The 20182-nt window shown below is 34.9% G+C and carries 16 protein-coding genes; 5 read left to right on the plus strand and 11 right to left on the minus strand.

What is annotated here, in order from left to right; all coding sequences use genetic code 11:
• Window positions 1–4 precede the first annotated feature (4 nt).
• The 3 genes from ACZZ9T_RS13475 to prmC are packed head-to-tail and all read left to right on the plus strand — an operon-like array spanning window position 5 to window position 2319.
• Entirely contained in the window at window positions 5–712 is a 708-nt protein-coding gene (locus ACZZ9T_RS13475) for a lysostaphin resistance A-like protein (RefSeq protein ID WP_463442509.1), read from the plus strand.
• Window positions 709–1467, plus strand: coding sequence for a peroxide stress protein YaaA (yaaA, locus tag ACZZ9T_RS13480; protein WP_463432954.1), 759 nt, complete (start codon window positions 709–711; stop codon window positions 1465–1467). Before ACZZ9T_RS13475 ends, yaaA begins: the two co-directional genes overlap by 4 nt.
• Entirely contained in the window at window positions 1468–2319 is an 852-nt protein-coding gene (prmC, locus tag ACZZ9T_RS13485; protein ID WP_463442510.1) for a peptide chain release factor N(5)-glutamine methyltransferase, read from the plus strand.
• Window positions 2320–2414: 95 nt separating this feature from the next.
• Here the strand turns inward: prmC and ACZZ9T_RS13490 are convergent, their stop codons facing one another.
• Window positions 2415–3212 carry a T9SS type A sorting domain-containing protein gene (locus tag ACZZ9T_RS13490; protein WP_463442511.1) on the minus strand — a complete coding sequence of 266 codons (798 nt, stop codon included), beginning with the start codon at window positions 3210–3212 and terminating at the stop codon, window positions 2415–2417.
• A gap of 242 nt (window positions 3213–3454) precedes the next feature.
• Here ACZZ9T_RS13490 and ACZZ9T_RS13495 point away from each other — a divergent pair, with 242 nt between their 5' ends.
• Window positions 3455–5950: a pectate lyase family protein gene (locus tag ACZZ9T_RS13495; protein WP_463442512.1), complete on the plus strand. Its 2496-nt coding sequence runs from the start codon at window positions 3455–3457 to the stop codon at window positions 5948–5950.
• Between the two features lie 215 nt (window positions 5951–6165).
• Here ACZZ9T_RS13495 and ACZZ9T_RS13500 read toward each other — a convergent pair whose 3' ends face one another.
• The 4 genes from ACZZ9T_RS13500 to ACZZ9T_RS13515 all read right to left on the minus strand — a co-directional run bounded on the left by ACZZ9T_RS13500 (window position 6166) and on the right by ACZZ9T_RS13515 (window position 11824).
• Window positions 6166–6828, minus strand: a complete 663-nt coding sequence (locus tag ACZZ9T_RS13500; protein WP_463442513.1) for a rhomboid family intramembrane serine protease — start codon at window positions 6826–6828, stop codon at window positions 6166–6168.
• A gap of 6 nt (window positions 6829–6834) precedes the next feature.
• Complete coding sequence (locus ACZZ9T_RS13505; protein WP_463442514.1) at window positions 6835–9417, minus strand: DNA gyrase/topoisomerase IV subunit A; 2583 nt, start codon at window positions 9415–9417, stop codon at window positions 6835–6837.
• Window positions 9417–9833: a hypothetical protein gene (locus tag ACZZ9T_RS13510; RefSeq protein WP_463442515.1), complete on the minus strand. Its 417-nt coding sequence runs from the start codon at window positions 9831–9833 to the stop codon at window positions 9417–9419. The genes ACZZ9T_RS13505 and ACZZ9T_RS13510 overlap by 1 nt, the downstream gene beginning before the upstream one ends.
• A gap of 104 nt (window positions 9834–9937) precedes the next feature.
• Window positions 9938–11824, minus strand: coding sequence for a DNA topoisomerase IV subunit B (locus ACZZ9T_RS13515; protein WP_463442516.1), 1887 nt, complete (start codon window positions 11822–11824; stop codon window positions 9938–9940).
• A gap of 184 nt (window positions 11825–12008) precedes the next feature.
• Between ACZZ9T_RS13515 and ACZZ9T_RS13520 the strand changes: the two genes are divergently transcribed.
• The gene (locus ACZZ9T_RS13520; protein WP_463442517.1) at window positions 12009–13157 is read left to right on the plus strand and encodes a methionine aminotransferase; all 1149 of its coding nucleotides are present in this window, start codon (window positions 12009–12011) and stop codon (window positions 13155–13157) included.
• A gap of 87 nt (window positions 13158–13244) precedes the next feature.
• On the opposite strand, the gene ACZZ9T_RS13525 is transcribed toward ACZZ9T_RS13520, so the two are convergent.
• From ACZZ9T_RS13525 to ACZZ9T_RS13550, 6 genes are all read right to left on the minus strand, one after another.
• Complete coding sequence (locus ACZZ9T_RS13525) at window positions 13245–14006, minus strand: SDR family NAD(P)-dependent oxidoreductase (protein WP_463443005.1); 762 nt, start codon at window positions 14004–14006, stop codon at window positions 13245–13247.
• A gap of 87 nt (window positions 14007–14093) precedes the next feature.
• Complete coding sequence (locus ACZZ9T_RS13530) at window positions 14094–15032, minus strand: helix-turn-helix domain-containing protein (protein WP_463432970.1); 939 nt, start codon at window positions 15030–15032, stop codon at window positions 14094–14096.
• Window positions 15033–15184: 152 nt separating this feature from the next.
• Window positions 15185–16276 (minus strand): redox-regulated ATPase YchF, encoded by a 1092-nt coding sequence (gene ychF, locus ACZZ9T_RS13535; RefSeq protein WP_463442518.1) that lies wholly within the window; start codon window positions 16274–16276, stop codon window positions 15185–15187.
• A 283-nt stretch (window positions 16277–16559) separates the two neighbouring features.
• Complete coding sequence (locus ACZZ9T_RS13540; RefSeq protein WP_463432976.1) at window positions 16560–17111, minus strand: ferritin; 552 nt, start codon at window positions 17109–17111, stop codon at window positions 16560–16562.
• Window positions 17112–17359: 248 nt separating this feature from the next.
• On the minus strand, window positions 17360–18961 hold the full coding sequence (locus tag ACZZ9T_RS13545) for a glycoside hydrolase family 10 protein (RefSeq protein WP_463442519.1): 1602 nt from the start codon (window positions 18959–18961) through the stop codon (window positions 17360–17362).
• 83 nt (window positions 18962–19044) lie between these two features.
• A complete protein-coding gene (locus tag ACZZ9T_RS13550) occupies window positions 19045–20154 on the minus strand; it encodes a peptidoglycan DD-metalloendopeptidase family protein (RefSeq protein WP_463442520.1) in 1110 nt (369 codons plus the stop codon).
• Window positions 20155–20182 lie beyond the last annotated feature (28 nt).

Here is a 20182-nt window from a genome sequence, read left to right on the forward strand (position 1 = left end):
CGATATGAGTCTGAACGGAAGATACGCTGTCGGGATTGTACTTACTTTTGTATTGCTTATCCTCTCAATGCTTTATTCAATTCCTGTAATTAATTTATATTTTAATTCAAAAATCTTAACAGCAGAACTTTTTTTCTACAACAGATTATCTCTCTGGCTGGTTTTGATTTTGATATTATTCTATAATTTTTTTATCGAAAACAGGTCATTCTTCGCTTGGGAAGACAGAAAATATCCAATATTGTTTTATATCGGATCTATAATCTCCTTATATTTAATTTGTGTTTTTGGCGGAGCAATTCTGAATGCGATTATTATTCTTTTTACTGAAGAAAAAGTTAGCAGAAGGCTTTTGGAATTTAAAATTTTATTTAAAGATAATTATCTGCTGATGATTTTCACTTGCTTAACAGCAGCGGTGACTGAAGAATTATTGATGAGAGCTTATATTCAGTCAAGAATTGAAAAAATTTACAACAGCCCGGTTTTGGGAGTGGTAGTTTCTGCGTTATTATTCGGAATTCTTCACAGCACGTACGGAACAATTGGTCAGGTTGTTATCCCGTTTTTTATTGGGATTATATTTGCTTTATTTTATAAAAAATATTCCAACATTAAAATATTAATAATCTGTCATTTTCTGATAGATTTTATATCCATCATGGCAATGAATTTCATTGATCCTAAACATCTATCATTATTCAACGTATGAAAATCATAACATCTCCTGCAAAATTAATGAATACTGAAATCTCAACAGATCTGTTGAGAAGCACAAGCCCCAAATTCATTGATGATGCAACATTTATACATTCATTTTTAAAAACTAAATCTCCAAAATATCTTTCTGATCTAATGGAGATTTCTTCAAAATTAGCAGACGAAAACTGGGAACGAAACCAAAAATGGAAAGCAAAACCTACTGCAAAAGAGTCTGCTCCTGCAATGTTTGCTTTCACAGGAGAAGTTTACCGGGGTCTGGATGCTAAAACTTTAGATAAAAAAGCTGTAGATTATTTACAGAAAAACTACAGAATAATATCCGGATTATACGGCTTACTGCGACCTTCGGATAAGGTTATGCTTTACAGGCTGGAAATGGGACGACCATTTGAATTTGATGAATACAAAAATCTGTATAGTTTCTGGAGCGATAAAATCACAGAACACCTCAATTCTGAAATGAAAAAAAATGAAATCCTACTCCACCTTGCCAGTAATGAGTACGGAAAAGTGATTGACCGGAAAAAACTCAATCACAAAGTTATCGACTTTGAATTTTATGAATTGAGGGAAGGAAAGCTAAAAACCATTGTTGTTTATACCAAACATGCACGAGGTTTGATGGTAAGATTTTGTGCTGAAAACAATGTGAAAACATTGAATGATGTAAAAGCTTTCAACTATGAAGGCTACAGGATTGATGAAGAAAAATCAACGGATGTTAAATTGGTTTTTACGAGATAAATGACAATTTCAGCATTAAAAAAATATTTCAAAAAAGAACTTTCAGAATTGTATACAGAATCTGAAAGTGACTTTCTCTATTCGGTTTTTATTGAGAAAATTTTAGAATTAAATCCTGTTCAGCAAAGAATATTTTTCGAAAATGAAATATCAGATGATCACCAAAAGCTACTTCAAGATATTATTTTAGAATTAAAAACAGGAAAGCCATATCAGCACATTTTAGGTGAAACAGAATTTTATGGGATGGTTTTTTTTGTGGATGAAAATGTTTTGATTCCGCGTCCGGAGACTGAAGAATTGCTTGAATTGGCGATCAGTAAAATTCAAACTTCAGGGTTTGATGTTCAGGGTTTAAAGATCCTGGATATTGGAACGGGAAGCGGAATGATTCCTTTGGTTTTAAAAAAACATTTTCCGAATGCAGAAATTACATCCATAGATTTTTCGGAAAAAGCTTTGGAAGTTGCCAAAAGAAACGCAGAATTTCATCAGCTTGACATCAAATTTATTCACGCAGATTATCTGAATTTGAATTTGAGCGAATTGTATGATGTGATTATTTCAAATCCGCCCTACATCGGAATTGATGAAGAGAACGAAATTGCAGATTCAGTAAAAGAATTTGAGCCTAAAATGGCACTGTTTTCACCAACTGCAGACGCTTTAATTTTCTACAAAAAAATTGCTGAAGACTCAAAAAAATATTTAACCAAAAGCGGATTGTTATTCTTAGAAATTAATCAGAAACTAGGTCAGGAAACCTTGGATTTATATCAAACAAATTTCTCAAAAACTGAATTAATCAAAGATCTGAGCGGAAATGACCGTTTTATTTTCGGAATAAAATAAGGGAATACAAGAAATAAATTTTTATAATATTTAAATCTTAAATTAAAAAGAGCCTTATGAAACACTTCACAAGGCTCTTTTTTTACTATTTTAAATTATCTCAGAGCAACTTTTACAGATTTTTCACCTGCCGCAGATTTTAAATGCACGAGGTAAAAACCACTTTCCAGATCAAAATTCATTTCTGAATTAGATTTTGCAGTTTTAACCAAACTTCCTGTTGCTGTATACACTTTCACTTCCGTGTTTGTGTTATTTAGGTTAGATACAAATAGAGAATTTCCTTTTGTATAAACTGTTGCTTGCGCTTTTTTCACTCCGTCATGTGTTCCTAAAGTTGCAAGTGTGGTTGCGCCTACATTGTTTGAAACCTCAATTTTGTAAATATTCATCGCCTGGTCACCTGCCACATAAATAATTCCTGCACCACCAGTATAGTTAGCAGTTAATACCAAAGGATCTGAAGAGCTTGCACTTCCTAAAGAACCAATAACGCTGGTTCCATTAGTGACATATAAGGTTCTTGTACCTGAGCCTCCGCTTTTGAACCACACTTTTACCGTGCATGCGCCTGTTACTGCAAAATAAATGTATCTTTTAGTGGGCATTACAAAAGAAGTTGCACCCGTATCCCAGCTACCGCCGTTTAGTTTGAAACGTTTTGTTGCAGTATATCCGTCAAGAAACGTAGCGCTGTTTGCTTCTACCGCACCCAGATTGGTAACACTCGAACCCGGAATCATCGCTAAATTATCCAATAATGTATCTGTAGAGTAACCGGAAGAAACCGGCCAGGTAGCACTGTTTCCAAAATCCCAGGTTTTGCTTTGGGCGGTGAATAGGTTCGTAAAAAACAGACCGAACAGCATAAATAAAGTAAATGTGTTTTTCATAATTAAAGATTTTTAATGTTATTATTATATAAATTTATTGTTAAGGCAATCGATTGCATAAAGTTAAATCTAATTTCGATATACGCAAGAAAAAATTTAAATTTATTTTAATACACCAATTAAAATCAACAAAAAATAAATTTTTGATAACAAATTTTGTTAAATTAAAAATATTACTATATTTACGTGCAATCGATTACACTCTTAAAAACTATTATCAAACTATTTTAATGATCAATTCTATGAAGAAAATAATTATACTTTTTGTAATGTTTATGGGGTTTTTAAACCTGCATGCACAAAACGTCACTATTACCCAAGCGGTCGGCTGGATGGAAACAGCTTATGTAAAATGGACACCTGTAAGTGGTGCCGATAGCTATAAAGTGTATTACACGGGAGGAAATTTAACCGATAAAATCATCGATACCCAATTAATCAGAAATTACGGCACCTACTATAGAGCTGACGTTCTTGGCCTGAGTGCAGGTGTATATACCATAAAAGTGGTTCCCGTTACTGCCAATGTTGACGGACCGGCAACTGTATCTGCACCTATTACTGTAACTGCTCATGACAGATCGGGGTTTGCCCATAGCAATGGAAGAATACCTGGGGCTTATAATCTTGACGGAACTCTAAAAGCTAATGCAGTAGTTTTATATGTTACTCAGGATACAAAAAATACTATTTCAATGAATGTTACGGGGGCCAATGCAAATCCGTGTGTAGGTTTACAGACGATCTTGGATGGCTTCAAAAAAGGATTTGACACCCGTCCATTAGACATCAGAATGATTGGAAATGTTACTGATCCTAATTATATGCTGAATGGCGATATCGTCATAGAAAACAAAAAAATTGCAGCAAGCTCTATCACCTTCGAAGGTGTAGGATCTGATGCATTGGTGAATGGTTGGGGTATCAGAATAAAAACTGCGACCAATATTGAAGTTCGGAATTTAGGATTTATGCTGACAGACGCGTCTGAAGGTGACAACCTCAGTCTTCAACAAGACAATTCTTATGTATGGGCCCATAATAATGATCTTTTTTATGGTGCTCCGGGATCTGATGCCGATCAGGCAAAAGGTGACGGCGCTCTTGATTCAAAAAAATCTACTTATGTAACATTTTCTTACAATCACTTTTGGGATAACGGAAAGAGTTGCCTTTTGGGTTTAAGTGAAGGAACTACAACTGACCTTTATATAACCTATCACCACAACTGGTTTGATCATTCAGATTCTAGACATCCACGTGTACGTTATTTTTCTGCACATGTTTACAACAACTATTATGACGGAAACTCAAAATATGGTGTAGGATCAACTTTAGGATCATCAATTTTTGTAGAAGGAAACTACTTCAGAAACTGTAAATATCCAATGTTGATTTCTAAACAAGGAACTGATATTGCCGGAGGTTCACAGGGAACATTTTCTAATGAAGATGGTGGAATGATCAAAGCTCATAACAATTTCATGACGGGCCAAACCGCTTTTGTACCTTACAGTTCATCAGCACTAACTCAGTTTGATGCTTATGTTGCCACTAATAGAAGTGAAGTATTAACCAGCAGTATTACAGCTGTTCAGGGAGGTGCAAACTATAATAATTTCGATACAAATGCGGCTTTATATATCAATTCTTTAGTGATTGATAATCCGGTGCAGGGAAGAGATAAAACAATGCAGTTTTCAGGTAGAGTTTCTGGCGGAGATATTAGCTGGACATTCAACAATGCAATAGATGACACATCATCTTCTGTAAATACAGGACTAATGGCTCTATTACAAAACTATACTTCGCAGTTGGTTTCTGTACAAGGAATTACCTCACCTCCGGTTAGCTCTCAAACATTAACGATCCCAGCAAATAACGACCAAACAGTAATAACTGCAACTGCAATGGCACCTATGATATTTACTTGGGGCGGAACTGCAACCGACGTAACAGTAACAGGATTACCTGCTTTGGGAGTCAGCTTTGTAAAAAATACTACAAACAAAACAGTGACAGTCTCAGGAAACCCTACAGATGATGTAAGCTTTACTGTAAATACTGTTGGCTCAGCAGGAACACCAGTTTCAGGAACAGGAGCCATCAGCGTGATTGCACCAGGAACTGCACAAGGAAATGAAATTCATAATTTCACAACATCAGCATTAAGCAGCTCATTCTATACTTTTACATCAGCCAACATCAACTCAACAGACGGATCAGCTACTTATGACGGGCTTACTTTAACAAAACGCCTAAAATTAGAATCAGCAACTTCTATAGCTTATAACACTCTGCAGACTTCGACGCTAACGATGGTTTTTGATCCTACCTTCACAGGAACCGTAAAGTTTGATAATGTGAGTTACACTGCGTCGGCTGGTCTCGTTACTATTCAAAATATTGCAGCAGGAGCACATACGATTACAAAAGGAAGTGTTGCCAACTTGTTCTACATTAAAACAGTTTTCAATTCGGGAACTTTGGGAACACAAGAGAATAGCAAAGGAAAACTGACTATTTATCCGAATCCTGTAAGTTCAATACTTACTATTGCAACACCTGGCAACAATTTGGCAGAGCAGGTGATTATCACTAATTCTGCGGGACAAGTAGTTAAAAAAATAAACGAAACCACCACTAAGATTGATATGAGTAACTTGAGTAACGGGGTTTATTTCATACAAATTAAAACCAAGAAGGAAATTTTCAATCAAACAATTATTAAAAAGTAACCAGAAACATTTACCATGTTAATCGAGAGTCCGTCTTCACTTACAGTGAGGCGGACTTTTATTTTTATTGACCTTTTGTAGAATTGATATTTCAATTTAAAAAAATCCACTTTTATTTATGACGCTGATTAATATCTGTTTTAAGTAAATCTAACTTTAAGCAAAATAAAAACCAATGAATGATTCATTGGTTTTTATATTTTAATCTTTAAATTTTACCCGATTTTTTTTCTGATAAATATCTCGTAAGATAAGTACAAAAGAGGTAAAGACATAATGCCCAAAAATAATATATTGCTTAATGCAAGTTCTGGAAAAACAATAACTGAATATAATAATCCAAAAAAAGCGCCTCCCAGATGTGCCGCATGCCCAATATTATCATGACTTCGAGGTTTTAGCATACTATAAACTGAATAGCCAAAATATAAGAACCCAAAAATATATCCAGGAATGCTTAATTCTGGAGGTAAAAATATAATTCCGATTTTTGTATTGACCGGATCTAAAGAAACACTGGCAAATATAATCCCTGCAACTCCTCCACTTGCACCAATCGCAGAATACCAATTTTGTGATTTGTAGATGAATAGTGAAAATAAATTCCCTAATAAAACAGAAGCAAAATAAATAATCAAAAAACCAATTATCCCGAAATCATATATTACTGCGGTACTGAACATATACAACACATACATATTCAAAATCAAATGCATAAAATCAGCATGTAGAAAACCTGCCGATAAAAGTCTTATATATTCTTTTCGATGTAGAATTGCTCCCACATTAAATTTGTATTTTTCAAAAATCTTCATATCATTTAAAGCTAAATAGCTAATGATACAAGTAATCGCAATAATGAGTATAACAATATTCATATTTTCTTAATTTTCTATACTTCCCTCATCAAACAAATCACCAATCGTACCACCTTCATCATCTGCAGAAGGAGTAAAATCTGGTTCGTCATCAACTTCCGGTTCCTCTTCCTCCGGTTCGGGAACTGTGATATTGATTGTTTTTACTTTGAATTTTGTAAACTGATTTCCGATGGCTTTAATTCCTTTTACACCGATGAATTCGTCTATGTTTATAGTTTCAGGATCACGCTCTTTACCTTTATCTTTTGCAAAAATGATTTCAGCAGTCGATCCGTTTGATACTAAAATTCTTTCTATGAAAGACTTGGGATGTTCAGACGGCATAAATGTCTGCGGATTAGTTGTATTTTCAAGCAAAAACCGTTTGATGAAATACATATCTTTTTCACCATCATAGTAGATACAGGTGATCGGCTGTTGCGGTCTCCACTTTTCCAGAACAATGTATTCATCATCAAAACGGTTTCCAAGATCAAAACTGATTAATTTTGCTTCGCCGTGAGAATTGATGGTTAAAATTTTATCATCGCCTTTAAAGCTTCCCAGTAAAGTTCCTCTCACGTCTGCATTCAATCTTCTGACGGTGTCATCAAACCAGATTTTTCGGGGTGCCAAAGTTGAAACACCTTCTTCTTTTAAATCAACTTTTTTCACAGAATACTTCGTTACCAAATTCCCTTTTGAGTCACGACCTTTGATTCCTATTTCAGAGAAATCAATATCCATTTTATTTTTTCTGATTCTTGGGTTTGGTTTTAAAAGAACCGTTACCGTTTCTGCTTCTCCGTTAGGATTTGCCGAAAAATAAAGGGTTTCTGAACCTCTTGCATCTGATGCCAAACGATAATCTGTATTTCTCGTCACGCCGGTTACCGAAAAACGTTTCATATAATAAGGACCTTGCATTCCTTCACGGTAGATCATGTTGTAGACTGTGCGCTTATCGTTTTTCTTCCAGATAGCTACATGCAGAATGTCTTTTCCGATGAATGTTTTGGCTTCCACCTTTACGACTTTCATGCTTCCGTCTTTTCGGAATGTAATGATGTCATCAATATCAGAACAATCAAATAAGAACTGATCTTTCCTTAATGAAGTTCCTACGAAACCTTCTTCAAAATTGGCATAGAATTTCTCATTCGCTACGGCAACTTTAGAAGCATCTATAGTATCAAAAATCCTCAGTTCGGTTTTTCGTTCTCTCCCTTTTCCGTATTTTTTCTGAATATTCAGATAATAATCAATTGCATATTCAATTAAGTTTGCTAAATGATGTCTTACCTGCTCTATTTTACCTTCAAGGGATGCAATATTTTCTTTAAATTTATCTAAATCGAATCTGGAAATTCTTTTAATTCTAATTTCTGTCAGTCTCAGAATATCTTCTTCCGTAACTTCTCTTAAAAGATGTTTTGTGTGAGGTTTTAAACCGTTTGCAATAGTTGTTAAAACATCTTCCCAGCTTTTTACTTCTTCAATATCGTGATAGATTCTGTTTTCGATAAAAATCCTTTCCAATGAAGAAAAATGCCAGCTTTCCTGTAATTCATTCAGTTCAATTTCCAGTTCTTTTTTTAGCAATGAAACCGTATGATCGGTATTCATTCTTAAAATTTCGGAAACATTCAGGAACATAGGTTTATCACCAACAATTACACAGGCATTTGGCGAGATCGTTACCTGGCAATCGGTAAATGCGTACAAAGCATCAATCGTTTTGTCGGGCGAAACTTCGTTGTGAAGATAAATCAGAATTTCAACTTTATCTGATGTATTGTCTTCAATTTTTTTAATTTTAATCTTTCCTTTTTCATTGGCTTTAATGATCGAATCAATCAGATCACCTGTATTTTTAGAAAAAGGAAGTTCAGAAATCATCAAAGTATGCTTGTCTACCTGAGAAATCTTGGCTCTGGCTCTTACTTTTCCGCCTCTGTGCCCGTCGTTGTATTCTGAAACATCAAGAAAACCTGCCGTAAGAAAATCAGGGAAAATTTCAAATTTTTTCCCTTTTAGATGAGCAACAGATGCATTAATTAATTCATTGAAATTATGCGGAAGAATTTTTGTAGAAAGCCCAACCCCGATTCCTTCAACACCCTGCGCCAGAAGCAACGGAAATTTCACCGGTAAATCAACCGGCTCATTATTTCTACCGTCATATGATTTTGACCATACCGTAGTTTTTGGATTAAAAACTACTTCCAGAGCGAAAGGAGTTAACCTTGCTTCAATATATCTTGCCGCCGCCGCAGAATCTCCTGTGTAAATATTTCCCCAGTTTCCCTGAGTATCGATCAGAAGTTCTCTCTGCCCTATTCCTACCATTGCATCGGTAATAGAAGCATCACCGTGAGGATGGTATTTCATCGTATTTCCGACGATATTGGCGACTTTGTTGTATCGGCCATCTTCCAATTCACGCATCGAATGCATAATTCTACGCTGAACAGGTTTGAAACCATCATAAACAGACGGAATGGCTCTATCTAAAATTACATAAGATGCATAATCCAGAAACCAGTCTTTGTACAGTCCTGAAACTTTTTTTAAGCTTTCGCCTTCGTGAGCGTTTTCTTCTATCATTAAGGTCTTCTTTCTTTATTTTCTTTGATCACTTTACTGAGTGAAAATTTCAAATCGTTGATTTCTTTTTTCGTTAAATATGCGATTTCATATTTCAAGATAGTAGCACCATTGTTTTTACTGGAAATATGAAGATACAATCTTTTGATAAATAAGATATTTATTATCTCATAGCTTATCAATTTATATTTCGGAAACTCGTCGCTGAGATCTTTGTTCAAAAACGGAATGATATTTCGGTTTCTGAGATGAAGCACTTCACCATCACTGTCATACTCAAAAATATGCCGACCTGCGAGGTAGTAAAATATTAATAAAATAAATGGAACTATAATCAGTAAATAACTTTCTATTCCTAAAATATCAAACCTGCTTTTTTCTAATATAAATAGGGTAAGACCCAGTAAAAACATCATTATCAGGAAGCTGTTAAAAAAATTATAAAAAGGCACTTTGGTTCGGTTACTTAATCTCATCTTTGTTTGTGTTTGTTTGTGTTTGTTGTGTTTATGTATTCTATCTAAATTTCTTTTTCTTCGCTTATTATTTCTTTTACATCTATATTTGTATCTTCCACAACCAGATTTTCCAAAATAAAAACCTGTCGGTCTGGTGTATTTTTTCCCATATAAAACTCAAGCAACTGCTCGATAGTCTGATCTTTCCCAAGAACTACAGGTTCTAAACGGATATCTTTTCCAATGAAATTTTTAAATTCATCAGGCGAAATCTCTCCCAAACCTTTAAAGCGTGTAATCTCAGGATTTTTGCCCAACTCATTTAATGCTTTTACTCTTTCTGCTTCAGTATAACAGTATCTCGTTTCTTTTTTATTTCTGACTCTAAATAGCGGAGTCTGAAGGATGTATAAATGACCATTTTTAATCACATCCGGGAAAAACTGCAGGAAAAAAGTAATCATCAATAATCTGATGTGCATTCCGTCAACATCGGCATCCGTAGCGATAATGACCTGATTGTATCTTAAATCCTCAAGACTTTCTTCAATATTCAAAGCGGCTTGCAGAAGATTAAATTCTTCATTTTCATACACCACTTTTTTTGTTAAACCATAGCAGTTCAGTGGTTTTCCTTTTAACGAAAACACAGCCTGAGTTTCTACATCTCTTGATTTTGTGATAGAGCCAGATGCAGAATCTCCTTCGGTAATAAAAATCTGGGTTTCAGCTTTTCTTTCGGCTTTCTGATCGTTGTAATGTTGTCTGCAATCACGAAGTTTTTTGTTATGAAGCGAAACTTTTTTTGCTCTTTCTCTTGCCAGTTTCTGAATTCCTGAAAGCTCTTTTCTTTCTCTTTCTGAGATTAATATTTTCCTTTGAATGGCCTCAGCAATCTCAGGATTTTTATGCAGGAAATTATCTAGCTTACTTTTTAAGAAATCAATAATGAATATTCTCACAGTAGGACCATTGGGACCGATATCGTTGGAACCTAATTTTGTTTTCGTTTGAGATTCAAAAACCGGCTCTTCGACATTGATGGAAATTGCTGCAACAATAGATTTTCTAATATCTGAAGCGTCAAAATTCTTATTAAAAAACTCACGAATAGTTTTTACATACGCTTCACGGAAAGCATTCAAATGAGTTCCGCCCTGTGTTGTATTTTGTCCGTTAACAAAAGAAAAATATGTTTCCGTCTGAGATTTATCGGTATGTGTGACTGCCAATTCAATATCTTCATCTCTTAAATGAATAATCGGATAAAGCACATCGCTTTCTAATTCTTCTTCCAATAAGTCTTTAAGACCATTTTCAGAAAAGAAAGTTTCACCATTGAAGAGAATTTTTAATCCCGGATTCAGATAAGAATAATTCCGGAGCATTCTTTCGATATATTCTTTTCTGTATTTAAAATGAAGAAAAATATCGGCATCAGGAATAAATGAAATCTCCGTTCCGTTTCGGTCTGAAGTTTCTTTTTCGGTATGATCTTCGGTAATGATTCCTCTTGAGAATTCTGCTATTTTCATCTTCCCTTCACGGAAAGAGCGTACACGGAAATAATCTGAAAGTGCGTTCACTGCTTTAGTTCCTACACCATTCAAACCTACTGATTTTTTGAAGGCTTTGCTGTCGTATTTTCCTCCCGTATTCATTTTAGAAACGGCATCAACTACTTTTCCCAAAGGAATTCCACGGCCAAAATCACGAATCGTAACTTTCCCGTCGTCAACTTTTATTTCAATTCTCTTACCAGATTTCATTCTGAACTCATCAATCGAGTTATCGAGAATTTCCTTCAGCAAAATATAGATACCGTCATCCGCAGACGAGCCATCGCCCAACTTCCCGATGTACATACCGGGACGTAAACGAATATGCTCCTGCCAATCGAGGGTTCTGATGTTATCTTCAGAATATACAGGGTTTATTTCTTGTGACATAAGTAATTTCAGCAAACATACAAAAGTACAAAATAGAACAAAAATATCCCAATAATTAGCTTCGTTTTTTACTATTTTGATATAAAACAAACTTTTAATTCTATTATAAAACAAATTTTAATAGTACACCTTATTAAATTTCAAAAAATAATGTACATTCGAATGAAGTAAAAATTTCAAGTTCATGATACACCTTCCTTTTTCTAAACTTTCAAATGTCGGAACCACGATTTTCAGTCAAATGACGCAATTGGCAAACGAAAATGAAGCCATTAATTTATCTCAAGGCTTTCCTGATTTCATGCCTGATTCTGAATTATTGGATTTCGTGAATCATTATATTCAAAAAGGGTTTAATCAATATGCTCCAATGGGAGGAATGATGGGTTTAAAGGAAGAAATTGCAAGAAAAATTGAAAATTCTCATCAGGCGATTTACCATCCGGATTCAGAAATCACGATTACTGCCGGTGGAACTCAGGCTATTTTTACGACCATTGCAACATTTATAAAAAAAGATGATGAAGTCATCATTTTCGAACCTGCGTATGATTGTTATGAACCCACGGTTGAACTTTTTGGAGGTGTTGTGAAACGTTTTGAAATGAAAGCTCCGGATTATGAAATCGATTGGAATGCTGTGAAAAATCTGGTTTCAGAAAAAACAAAAATGATCATTTTAAATAATCCAAACAATCCATCAGGAAAGATTTTAAAAGAAAATGATATTCTGGAATTGATTAAAATCGTAAAAAACACTTCAATCCTGATCTTAAGCGATGAAGTGTACGAAAATATTGTTTTTGACGGAAAAGAACATTTAAGCATCTGTAAATATCCGGAACTTAAAGAAAGAAGTCTTTTAATAGCATCTTTTGGAAAGCTTTTTCATGTTACAGGCTGGAAAATCGGATATTGTGCAGCTCCGAAAGCGCTGACAGACGAGTTTAGAAAAATTCATCAGTTCAATGTATTTTCTGTCAACACACCGATTCAATTGGCATTGGCAGAATACATGAAAAATGATGAACATTATTTAGGTTTACATAAATTCTTTCAGACAAAAAGAGATTTTCTGAGAGAAGGATTAGCTCAAACTTCATTTGAGCTGTTAGATTGTGAAGGAACCTATTTCCAGGCTTTGAGATATAATAAAATTTCAGATCAATCAGATCTTGATTTTGCTAAAGTATTAACAGTAAACCATAAAGTTGCAACAGTTCCGTTTTCTTCTTTTTACAAAAATAAACTGAATGAAAATGTGATCAGATTATGCTTTGCCAAAAAGCAGGAAACTTTGGAAAGAGCAATTGAGAATTTAACTAAATTGTAATAAAAAATCTCTCACAGATTGAGTGGATTATGCAGATTAATTTCAAAATCTACTTCATTGCTCAATCTGTGAGAGAAAATAATTTATTTAAAAAAACATTCCGCCCGAAGCTTCAATTCTCTGTGCGGTGATCCAGCGAGCGTCTTCTGTACAAAGAAATGCTACTACTCCACCAATGTCATCCGGTAAACCCGCTCTGCCTAAAGCTGTATTTCCTGCGATCATGGAGTTTATGTTTTCATCATCTCTCGTTCTGCCACCGCCAAAATCGGTTTCAATTGCTCCGGGAGCAACAACATTGACTTTTATTTTTCTGGAACCTAATTCTTTCGCCATATATTTTGTCAGCATTTCAACCCCGGCTTTCATCGAACCGTAAACCGATGATCCCGGTAAAGCAAATCTGGCTAATCCTGAAGAAATATTAATGATTCCGCCACCATCATTGATGAACGGCAAAAATTTTTGGGTTAAAAAGAACACCCCTTTGAAGTGAATATTAAACATATCATCAAGCTGCTCTTCAGTTGTTTCCATGATGGGTGAATACAAAGCCGTTCCTGCATTGTTGATCAGATAATCAATATTTGCATTACCGTTGGTTTCTTTTAAATGACTGGTTACATTTTGAATGAACGGCTCAAAACTTTTAATATCTCTTGTGTCTAACTGGAAAGCTGCTGCATTTCTTCCCAGAGCTTTTATTTCGTTTACTACATTTTCAGCTTCGTCTTTGTTACTATGGTAAGTGATGATCACATCCAGACCTTTCTCAGCTATTTTCAATGCTGAATTTTTTCCTAATCCACGGCTTCCGCCTGTTATTAATGCTACTTTTGCTGTATTCATTGTATTAATATATTTATTGAGACAAAGTTCTGCAATTTGATCATCCATTTATTTGCTTAAATCAATCTGAAATTTGCATAATTCAAATCATGAACGAAATTCCAAGGGTGCAAATGAAGTTTTCCGTTTAAAAAAATTGGAAAAATGAGCAATCTCTTCAAATCCCAAAGCGTATGAAATTTCAGACACGTTCCATTTGGTTTGCTTTAAAAGGATTTTTGCTTCCTGAACGATGCGGTCTGCAATAAATTCGGTGGTTGTTTTTCCTGTACTTTCTTTTAAATTTTTGTTTAAATAATTCACATGAATTGCCAGTCTTTCCGCATAATCTTTGGCAACTTTCAGCTGAATTCTCTGGTCGGGAGATTCTATGGGGAACTGCCTTTCCAGCAATTCGATAAACAAAGAAACAACACGAAGCGAAGCATTGTGAGAGGTTGAAGTTTTTGTGGCGGGTTGTAATTTTTGTCCGTAATGAATCAATTCAAAAACATAATTTCTGATCAAATCATATTTGAAAGCATAATCAGAATCGATTTCTTTTTTGATTTTTGAAAACAGCATCTCGATTTCATCTGCCATTTCATCATCAATTTCAAAAACAGGAAAAGCTCCCGGTTGAAAGAGGGGAAGTTCCTCTAAAACATTCTGAGATTGGTTTTTATTAAAAAAATCATCGGTGAATACACAAAAACTTCCCTTCTGATTTTCATCTTCAGGAACATAATGATACGGAACTTTCGGTGTTGCAAAAAGTAAAGCATTCTTTTTGATAGAAATCACTTTATCAGCATATTCAGCTCTGTTTTTTCCTCTGATCAGACTGATTTTATAATATTTTCTTCTGTTGTAAGGCATTTCAGAAGTTTTCTTAACATTGGCAATCGTTTGAGCAATATCAAAGACATTAAAATGACCGATATCTTTGTGAAGACCTTTTGGAAAGATAGTTTCCATATCTTTGCCCAGCATTTTTGCCATTTCACCGTAAAAATCTTCTAATGAAGCGTGAGCTATTTTTTCCATGATGCGGAATTTGTATAATTCAAATGTAAGAAGAAGTTTTGAAATTATAGTAAGTGTGCTAAAGTCATCACAGTTTTTCATTAGATATAGCAAAAACGCTCCCAAATTCATGGAAGCGCTTTTTAAAATACTATAACTAACTTTTAATACTTTTAAACATTAAATCTGAAGTGCATAATATCACCGTCCTGTACGATGTATTCTTTTCCTTCAACAGAAAGCTTTCCGGCTTCCTTTACCTTGGCTTCAGTACCGTAATTCACGTAATCGTTGTACTTGATTACTTCTGCACGGATGAATCCTTTTTCAAAATCGGTGTGAATGACACCTGCAGCTTGAGGCGCCGTCCATCCTTGTCCGATAGTCCAGGCTCTTACCTCTTTTACTCCAGCCGTAAAATACGTTTGAAGCTTTAATAAATCATACGCTTTTCTGATCAGACGATTGACACCCGGCTCTGTTAAGCCCAATTCTTCCAAGAAAATTTCTCTTTCTTCGAAAGTATCCAATTCATTAATATCTGCTTCAATCTGAGCAGCTAAAACGACTACTTCAGCTTTTTCTTTCTGCGCCATCTCTTCGATCTTGGCAATCCATTCGTTTCCGTTTTTGATAGAATTTTCGTCTACATTACAAACGTAAAGTACAGGTTTGTTGGTCAACAACTGAACATCTGCTATAACGGATGCTGCGAAATCATCCATCGGGAATTCTCTTGCATTTTTACCGTCTTCGATAAATTTTTCAAGATTATGAAGAGTTTCATAAGTAAGAATATCTTCTTTCTTTCCGGATTTGATGAATTTTTTAGCTTTTTCGACTGCTTTTCCAACAGTTTCCAAATCTTTCAGCTGAAGCTCGATGTCGATAATTTCTTTATCTCTCAACGGATCTACAGAACCTTCAACGTGGATAATATTTCCGTTTTCAAAACATCTTAAAACATGAATAATCGCCTCGCATTCTCTGATGTTGGCAAGGAATTGATTTCCCAGACCTTCACCTTTGCTCGCTCCTTTTACCAAACCTGCAATATCAACGATCTCTACAACAGCCGGCAAAACTTTTTCAGGATTTACCAGTTTTTCAAGCTCAAATAATCTCTGATCCGGTACGGAAACCGTTCCTAAGTTTGGCTCAATTGTACAGAATGGATAATTGGCTGATTGCGCTTTAGCATTGCTTAAGCAGTTAAAAAGAGTTGATTTACCTACATTGGGTAAGCCTACGATTCCACATTTCATAACGAAATTTTATTTTAATTTATGGTTATGCAACCTTTCGGTTTCATATTTTAAATTGCTTTTGACAATCGGCTTATGGCTTTTTGCTTCTGACAATTAAAGGTGTGCAAAGATAGTAATTTTAAGGCGATTTTCATCTGTAGATATTTATTGTTTTTAAAAATCATATATAATCTTCTATCTTCATCCGTGTTTATATTTACCAATCATTGCGATTTCATAATAAAAAAATCTGCCAAGTAAATTGACAGATTTTCACAAATAATAATTTATCGTTGTGCTTTTATGGATTTGCACCGGTAGCATCTTGTGCCAGTTCAGCATCATCCGGAAGCGTTTCTAAAGTTTTATCCAGTGTGAATAAAGATTCGTCACTTGCTCTGTCTCCACCTGCAATTTTCAGTTTATCAATTAAATTCATGGCAAATGTTTCTTCTTCAATTTGTTCTTTTACGAACCACTGTAGAAAATTCCAAGAAGCCCAGTCTTTTTCTTCAAAAGCAATATTGACTAAGTTATATATTGCCGTTGTATTGTCTACTTCGTGTTGAAAAACAAGGTCGAAACAATGGGTAAGGCTTGTTGGTTCTTGACCTGGCGAGGGAAGTTCAGTAATTTTCGGTTTACCGCCTCTGTTGAGAACGTACTGCATAAATTTCACGGCATGATCTCTTTCTTCCTGAGCATGACGGAAAAGAAAGTTTGAAATTCCACCATACCCTTTATCAGCAGCCCAAATTCCATAAGAAAAATAAACTCTTGATTGTAAATCTTCGGTATTCATCTGGTCGCTTAGAGCTTGTTCCAGTCTTGGTGAAAGTCTGTTTGTATTCATAATTGTATATATTAGTGTTTGCAGGATAACAGATACAAAAATGATTCCGAGACGACAGTTTTAAGTTATTATTAAAAATGATTGATTCATAAACAGTTATCAATCATTATTTTAAACAGATAATTTATAGTGAGTCTAAATGTAAAAGTCAGCTCAATGAGTGAACTGACTTCTGATACTATTTTTTAGCATAAAGAATTTTTTTAAAGCAAAACGATAAAATCCTCAAACTCTCCAATTTTCCACTTCTACTTTATTTTCTTCGCCATGTAATCACTTTCATTTCCCAAACGATCGATGGCTTTTATTGCAATGGCATTGAGAATTTTCCCGTCTTTGCTTTTGGGAATTTCTTTTGAAAGCATTTCTAAAGTTAAAATTTCGGTTTCCCAGACTCCGTTGTATTGGGTGAAAAGAACCCACTGAAATATACTTCCTATTTTTTTTGAGCTCCAGCTTGTCTGAATAAAACTTCCGATATCATTGGTAAATAAAGTAGGCTTTTCTAAAGGAATTGCTTTTATCCACGGACTTTTCGGAGTCAGTGCTTTTTCTTTGTAAGGTCCGTTTTTTAAAGTGGGAAGCATATTTTGGTTTTTAGTTAAACCCGCAATGCTCCAGTGAATTTCGCCTGTGGATTGAGGAAGTATTTGTCTTGTTAATTCAATCTGATTTTTAATTTCTGTCGGTCGGTCAGAAACTTTAATCTCTACGGTATTTAATCCCGGCCAAAGATGGCGGTTCATGGTATTTTCAGATTTCCACCAGTTTAATAATGAAGCAAAAGGTTGTCCCTTAGATTCAATCGGCCAGTATAATTGTGGTGAAAAATAATCTACCCAACCTTTATTTAACCATAACTTTGCATCAGCATACAATTCGTCATATTGAGATGAACCTACAATTCCTTCAGGAAAGCCCGGTTTCCAGATGCCAAACGGACTGATCCCAAATCGAACGTAGTTTTTTTCTGCGTGAATTTCTTTATAAATTCTTTCAACAAATTGATTGACCTGATCTCTCCTCCAATCTGCTCTGGAAAGTGTTCCTCCTGAAGTAAGATAAGTGTTCCAGCTTGCGTTATCCGGGAAATCTGCACCTCTGTTGTAGGTGGCATAAGGATAAAAATAATCATCAAAATGAATAGCGTCAAGATCATATCTTTTCACTAAATCTTTCACAACATTAGAAACATGACCCTGAGTTTTCGGATTGGCAGGATCAAACCAGTACATTCCGTTTTTTAATCTAATGGTAAGATCCGAAAGTTTATTCACCATCGATTGGCCGGAAACCGAACCTCCATTTGAATGGTGCGCTCTGTAAGGATTTAACCAAACATGAAGCTCCATTCCTCGTTTGTGAGATTCTTCAATCCAAAACTGTAAAGGATCATAGTTTGGATAAGGTGGTTCACCTGTTTTTCCTGTTAAAAAATAAGACCAGGGTTCTAATTCACTTGTGTATAAAGCATCTGCGGACGGACGTGCCTGGAAAATCACCGCATTAAAATTGTTATCCTGAAGCATATTCAACATGCTAATGGCTTCAGCTTTTTGCTGCTCAACCGACAAATTATTTCTTGAGGGCCAATTGATATTTGCCACACTTGCAACCCATGCACCACGAAATTCTCTTTTGATTGCAGGAAGGTTGACTTTAAAATCTTCTTCGATTACAATATTTGGTGATGGTTTTACCGTAAGAATTGAATCTTTTACTTTTGGTTTGTAGTGGTTTTCTTTACCTGCATTTTTTGCTGTGGATGAATTTTTTTGTACAGAACACGAACTGCTGAATGAGGCAAAAAATCCTAACAACAGCATTATTTTTATTTTATCAATCTTCATTATTTGACAGATTATTTAATTTTGATTTAAAAAAATTCAAGATAATAAAAATTAAGCTCAGCATCAAAAAAAATTGATCATAACTAATTTGGTTCTAACCTGTTTTCTAATACAAAACCTTCTGTGCCGTCAGATGTTTTTACATGAAGCCATTTATCTGTGACCGCTATGATCTTAACCTTTGTATTCTTCTCTATATTTTTTAAGATAGCATATTCTGTTCCCGCTCCTGCACGCAGATTTGATCCAGATTTAATCAACATCATTGATTTAAATTTCTTCTGTTTCTGTGTTTTCGGGACCTCTCTTTTACGAATATATGGATATGGGTCCACCGCTCCTCCTGTATAAATTCCGAAGTGCAAATGAGTTGCTCCACCAGCGGCGTTCCCTGTATTTCCTACTAAACCTAATGTATCACCCGTCTTTACTCTATTTCCACTTTGAGTTAAAATACTGTCAAGATGAGCATAGTAATACGAATTTTCTGTAGCTGCATCCCGCAGCCAAACTTGTTTTCCGCCCAAACCTTTATTATCTGTCCGTATCACCAATCCGTCTGAAACAGCAACAACCGGGGTTCCTTTCGCAGCAAAAATATCTACACCTTCATGACTTCTGCCACCTCCATCACGACTTGCTCCCCAGAAACTCTGTACATCGCGATTGCCTTTTCCGGCAACCGGAAATTCAAGAGATGGCTGCGTATAAATTTTTAGCTGAAGATTTCCTTTAAATTCGATTTCCGGCTGAATGATAACGGTATGAGTACCATTATTTCTAATCAATCGTGTGAATTTATTATTCTGAATTAATTCACTTTGAGAATCATCAGTATTTATATTTCCATTGATCATATCAACAAAAATTTTAGACTCAGTATTTTCTTTAAATGTTTCAATAATTAACAAATCTCCTTTTTTGAGTTCAACAGAATACCCCAATGCATTCAGATTCATACTATCCGACAAAACATCTACAGAATAACCATCTGTAATTTTAAGTTGTGTGGTTTTGGCATTGGAGTAATTGATCTTCCAATTGTTTATCAGACTATCTGCGCCTGAAAAGCTTTTTTCATATTTTGTACGGTCAGAAGTTTCAAAAATATTTTTAGGTATTTTCAAGCCGTCACAAGAAATGATGATGAAGAATGATAATAAGATTATTAAAAATGATTTTATTCTGATCATGTCAGATTTCCTGCAAAAATTTAGCCGT

It is taken from the genome of Chryseobacterium sp. AC417, from assembly GCF_979258215.1.

Bases quoted from the DNA above. Each gene is read 5' to 3' on its own strand.
- ACZZ9T_RS13550 (WP_463442520.1), bottom strand. From the start codon at position 20,154: ATGATCAGAATAAAATCATTTTTAATAATCTTATTATCATTCTTCATC.
- ACZZ9T_RS13520 (WP_463442517.1), top strand. From the start codon at position 12,009: ATGATACACCTTCCTTTTTCTAAACTTTCAAATGTCGGAACCACGATT.
- ACZZ9T_RS13545 (WP_463442519.1), bottom strand. From the start codon at position 18,961: ATGAAGATTGATAAAATAAAAATAATGCTGTTGTTAGGATTTTTTGCC.
- yaaA (WP_463432954.1), top strand. From the start codon at position 709: ATGAAAATCATAACATCTCCTGCAAAATTAATGAATACTGAAATCTCA.
- ACZZ9T_RS13500 (WP_463442513.1), bottom strand. From the start codon at position 6,828: ATGAATATTGTTATACTCATTATTGCGATTACTTGTATCATTAGCTAT.
- prmC (WP_463442510.1), top strand. From the start codon at position 1,468: ATGACAATTTCAGCATTAAAAAAATATTTCAAAAAAGAACTTTCAGAA.
- ACZZ9T_RS13490 (WP_463442511.1), bottom strand. From the start codon at position 3,212: ATGAAAAACACATTTACTTTATTTATGCTGTTCGGTCTGTTTTTTACG.
- ACZZ9T_RS13540 (WP_463432976.1), bottom strand. From the start codon at position 17,111: ATGAATACAAACAGACTTTCACCAAGACTGGAACAAGCTCTAAGCGAC.
- ACZZ9T_RS13505 (WP_463442514.1), bottom strand. From the start codon at position 9,417: ATGATAGAAGAAAACGCTCACGAAGGCGAAAGCTTAAAAAAAGTTTCA.
- ychF (WP_463442518.1), bottom strand. From the start codon at position 16,276: ATGAAATGTGGAATCGTAGGCTTACCCAATGTAGGTAAATCAACTCTT.
- ACZZ9T_RS13530 (WP_463432970.1), bottom strand. From the start codon at position 15,032: ATGGAAAAAATAGCTCACGCTTCATTAGAAGATTTTTACGGTGAAATG.
- ACZZ9T_RS13525 (WP_463443005.1), bottom strand. From the start codon at position 14,006: ATGAATACAGCAAAAGTAGCATTAATAACAGGCGGAAGCCGTGGATTA.
- ACZZ9T_RS13495 (WP_463442512.1), top strand. From the start codon at position 3,455: ATGAAGAAAATAATTATACTTTTTGTAATGTTTATGGGGTTTTTAAAC.
- ACZZ9T_RS13515 (WP_463442516.1), bottom strand. From the start codon at position 11,824: ATGTCACAAGAAATAAACCCTGTATATTCTGAAGATAACATCAGAACC.
- ACZZ9T_RS13510 (WP_463442515.1), bottom strand. From the start codon at position 9,833: ATGATGTTTTTACTGGGTCTTACCCTATTTATATTAGAAAAAAGCAGG.
- ACZZ9T_RS13475 (WP_463442509.1), top strand. From the start codon at position 5: ATGAGTCTGAACGGAAGATACGCTGTCGGGATTGTACTTACTTTTGTA.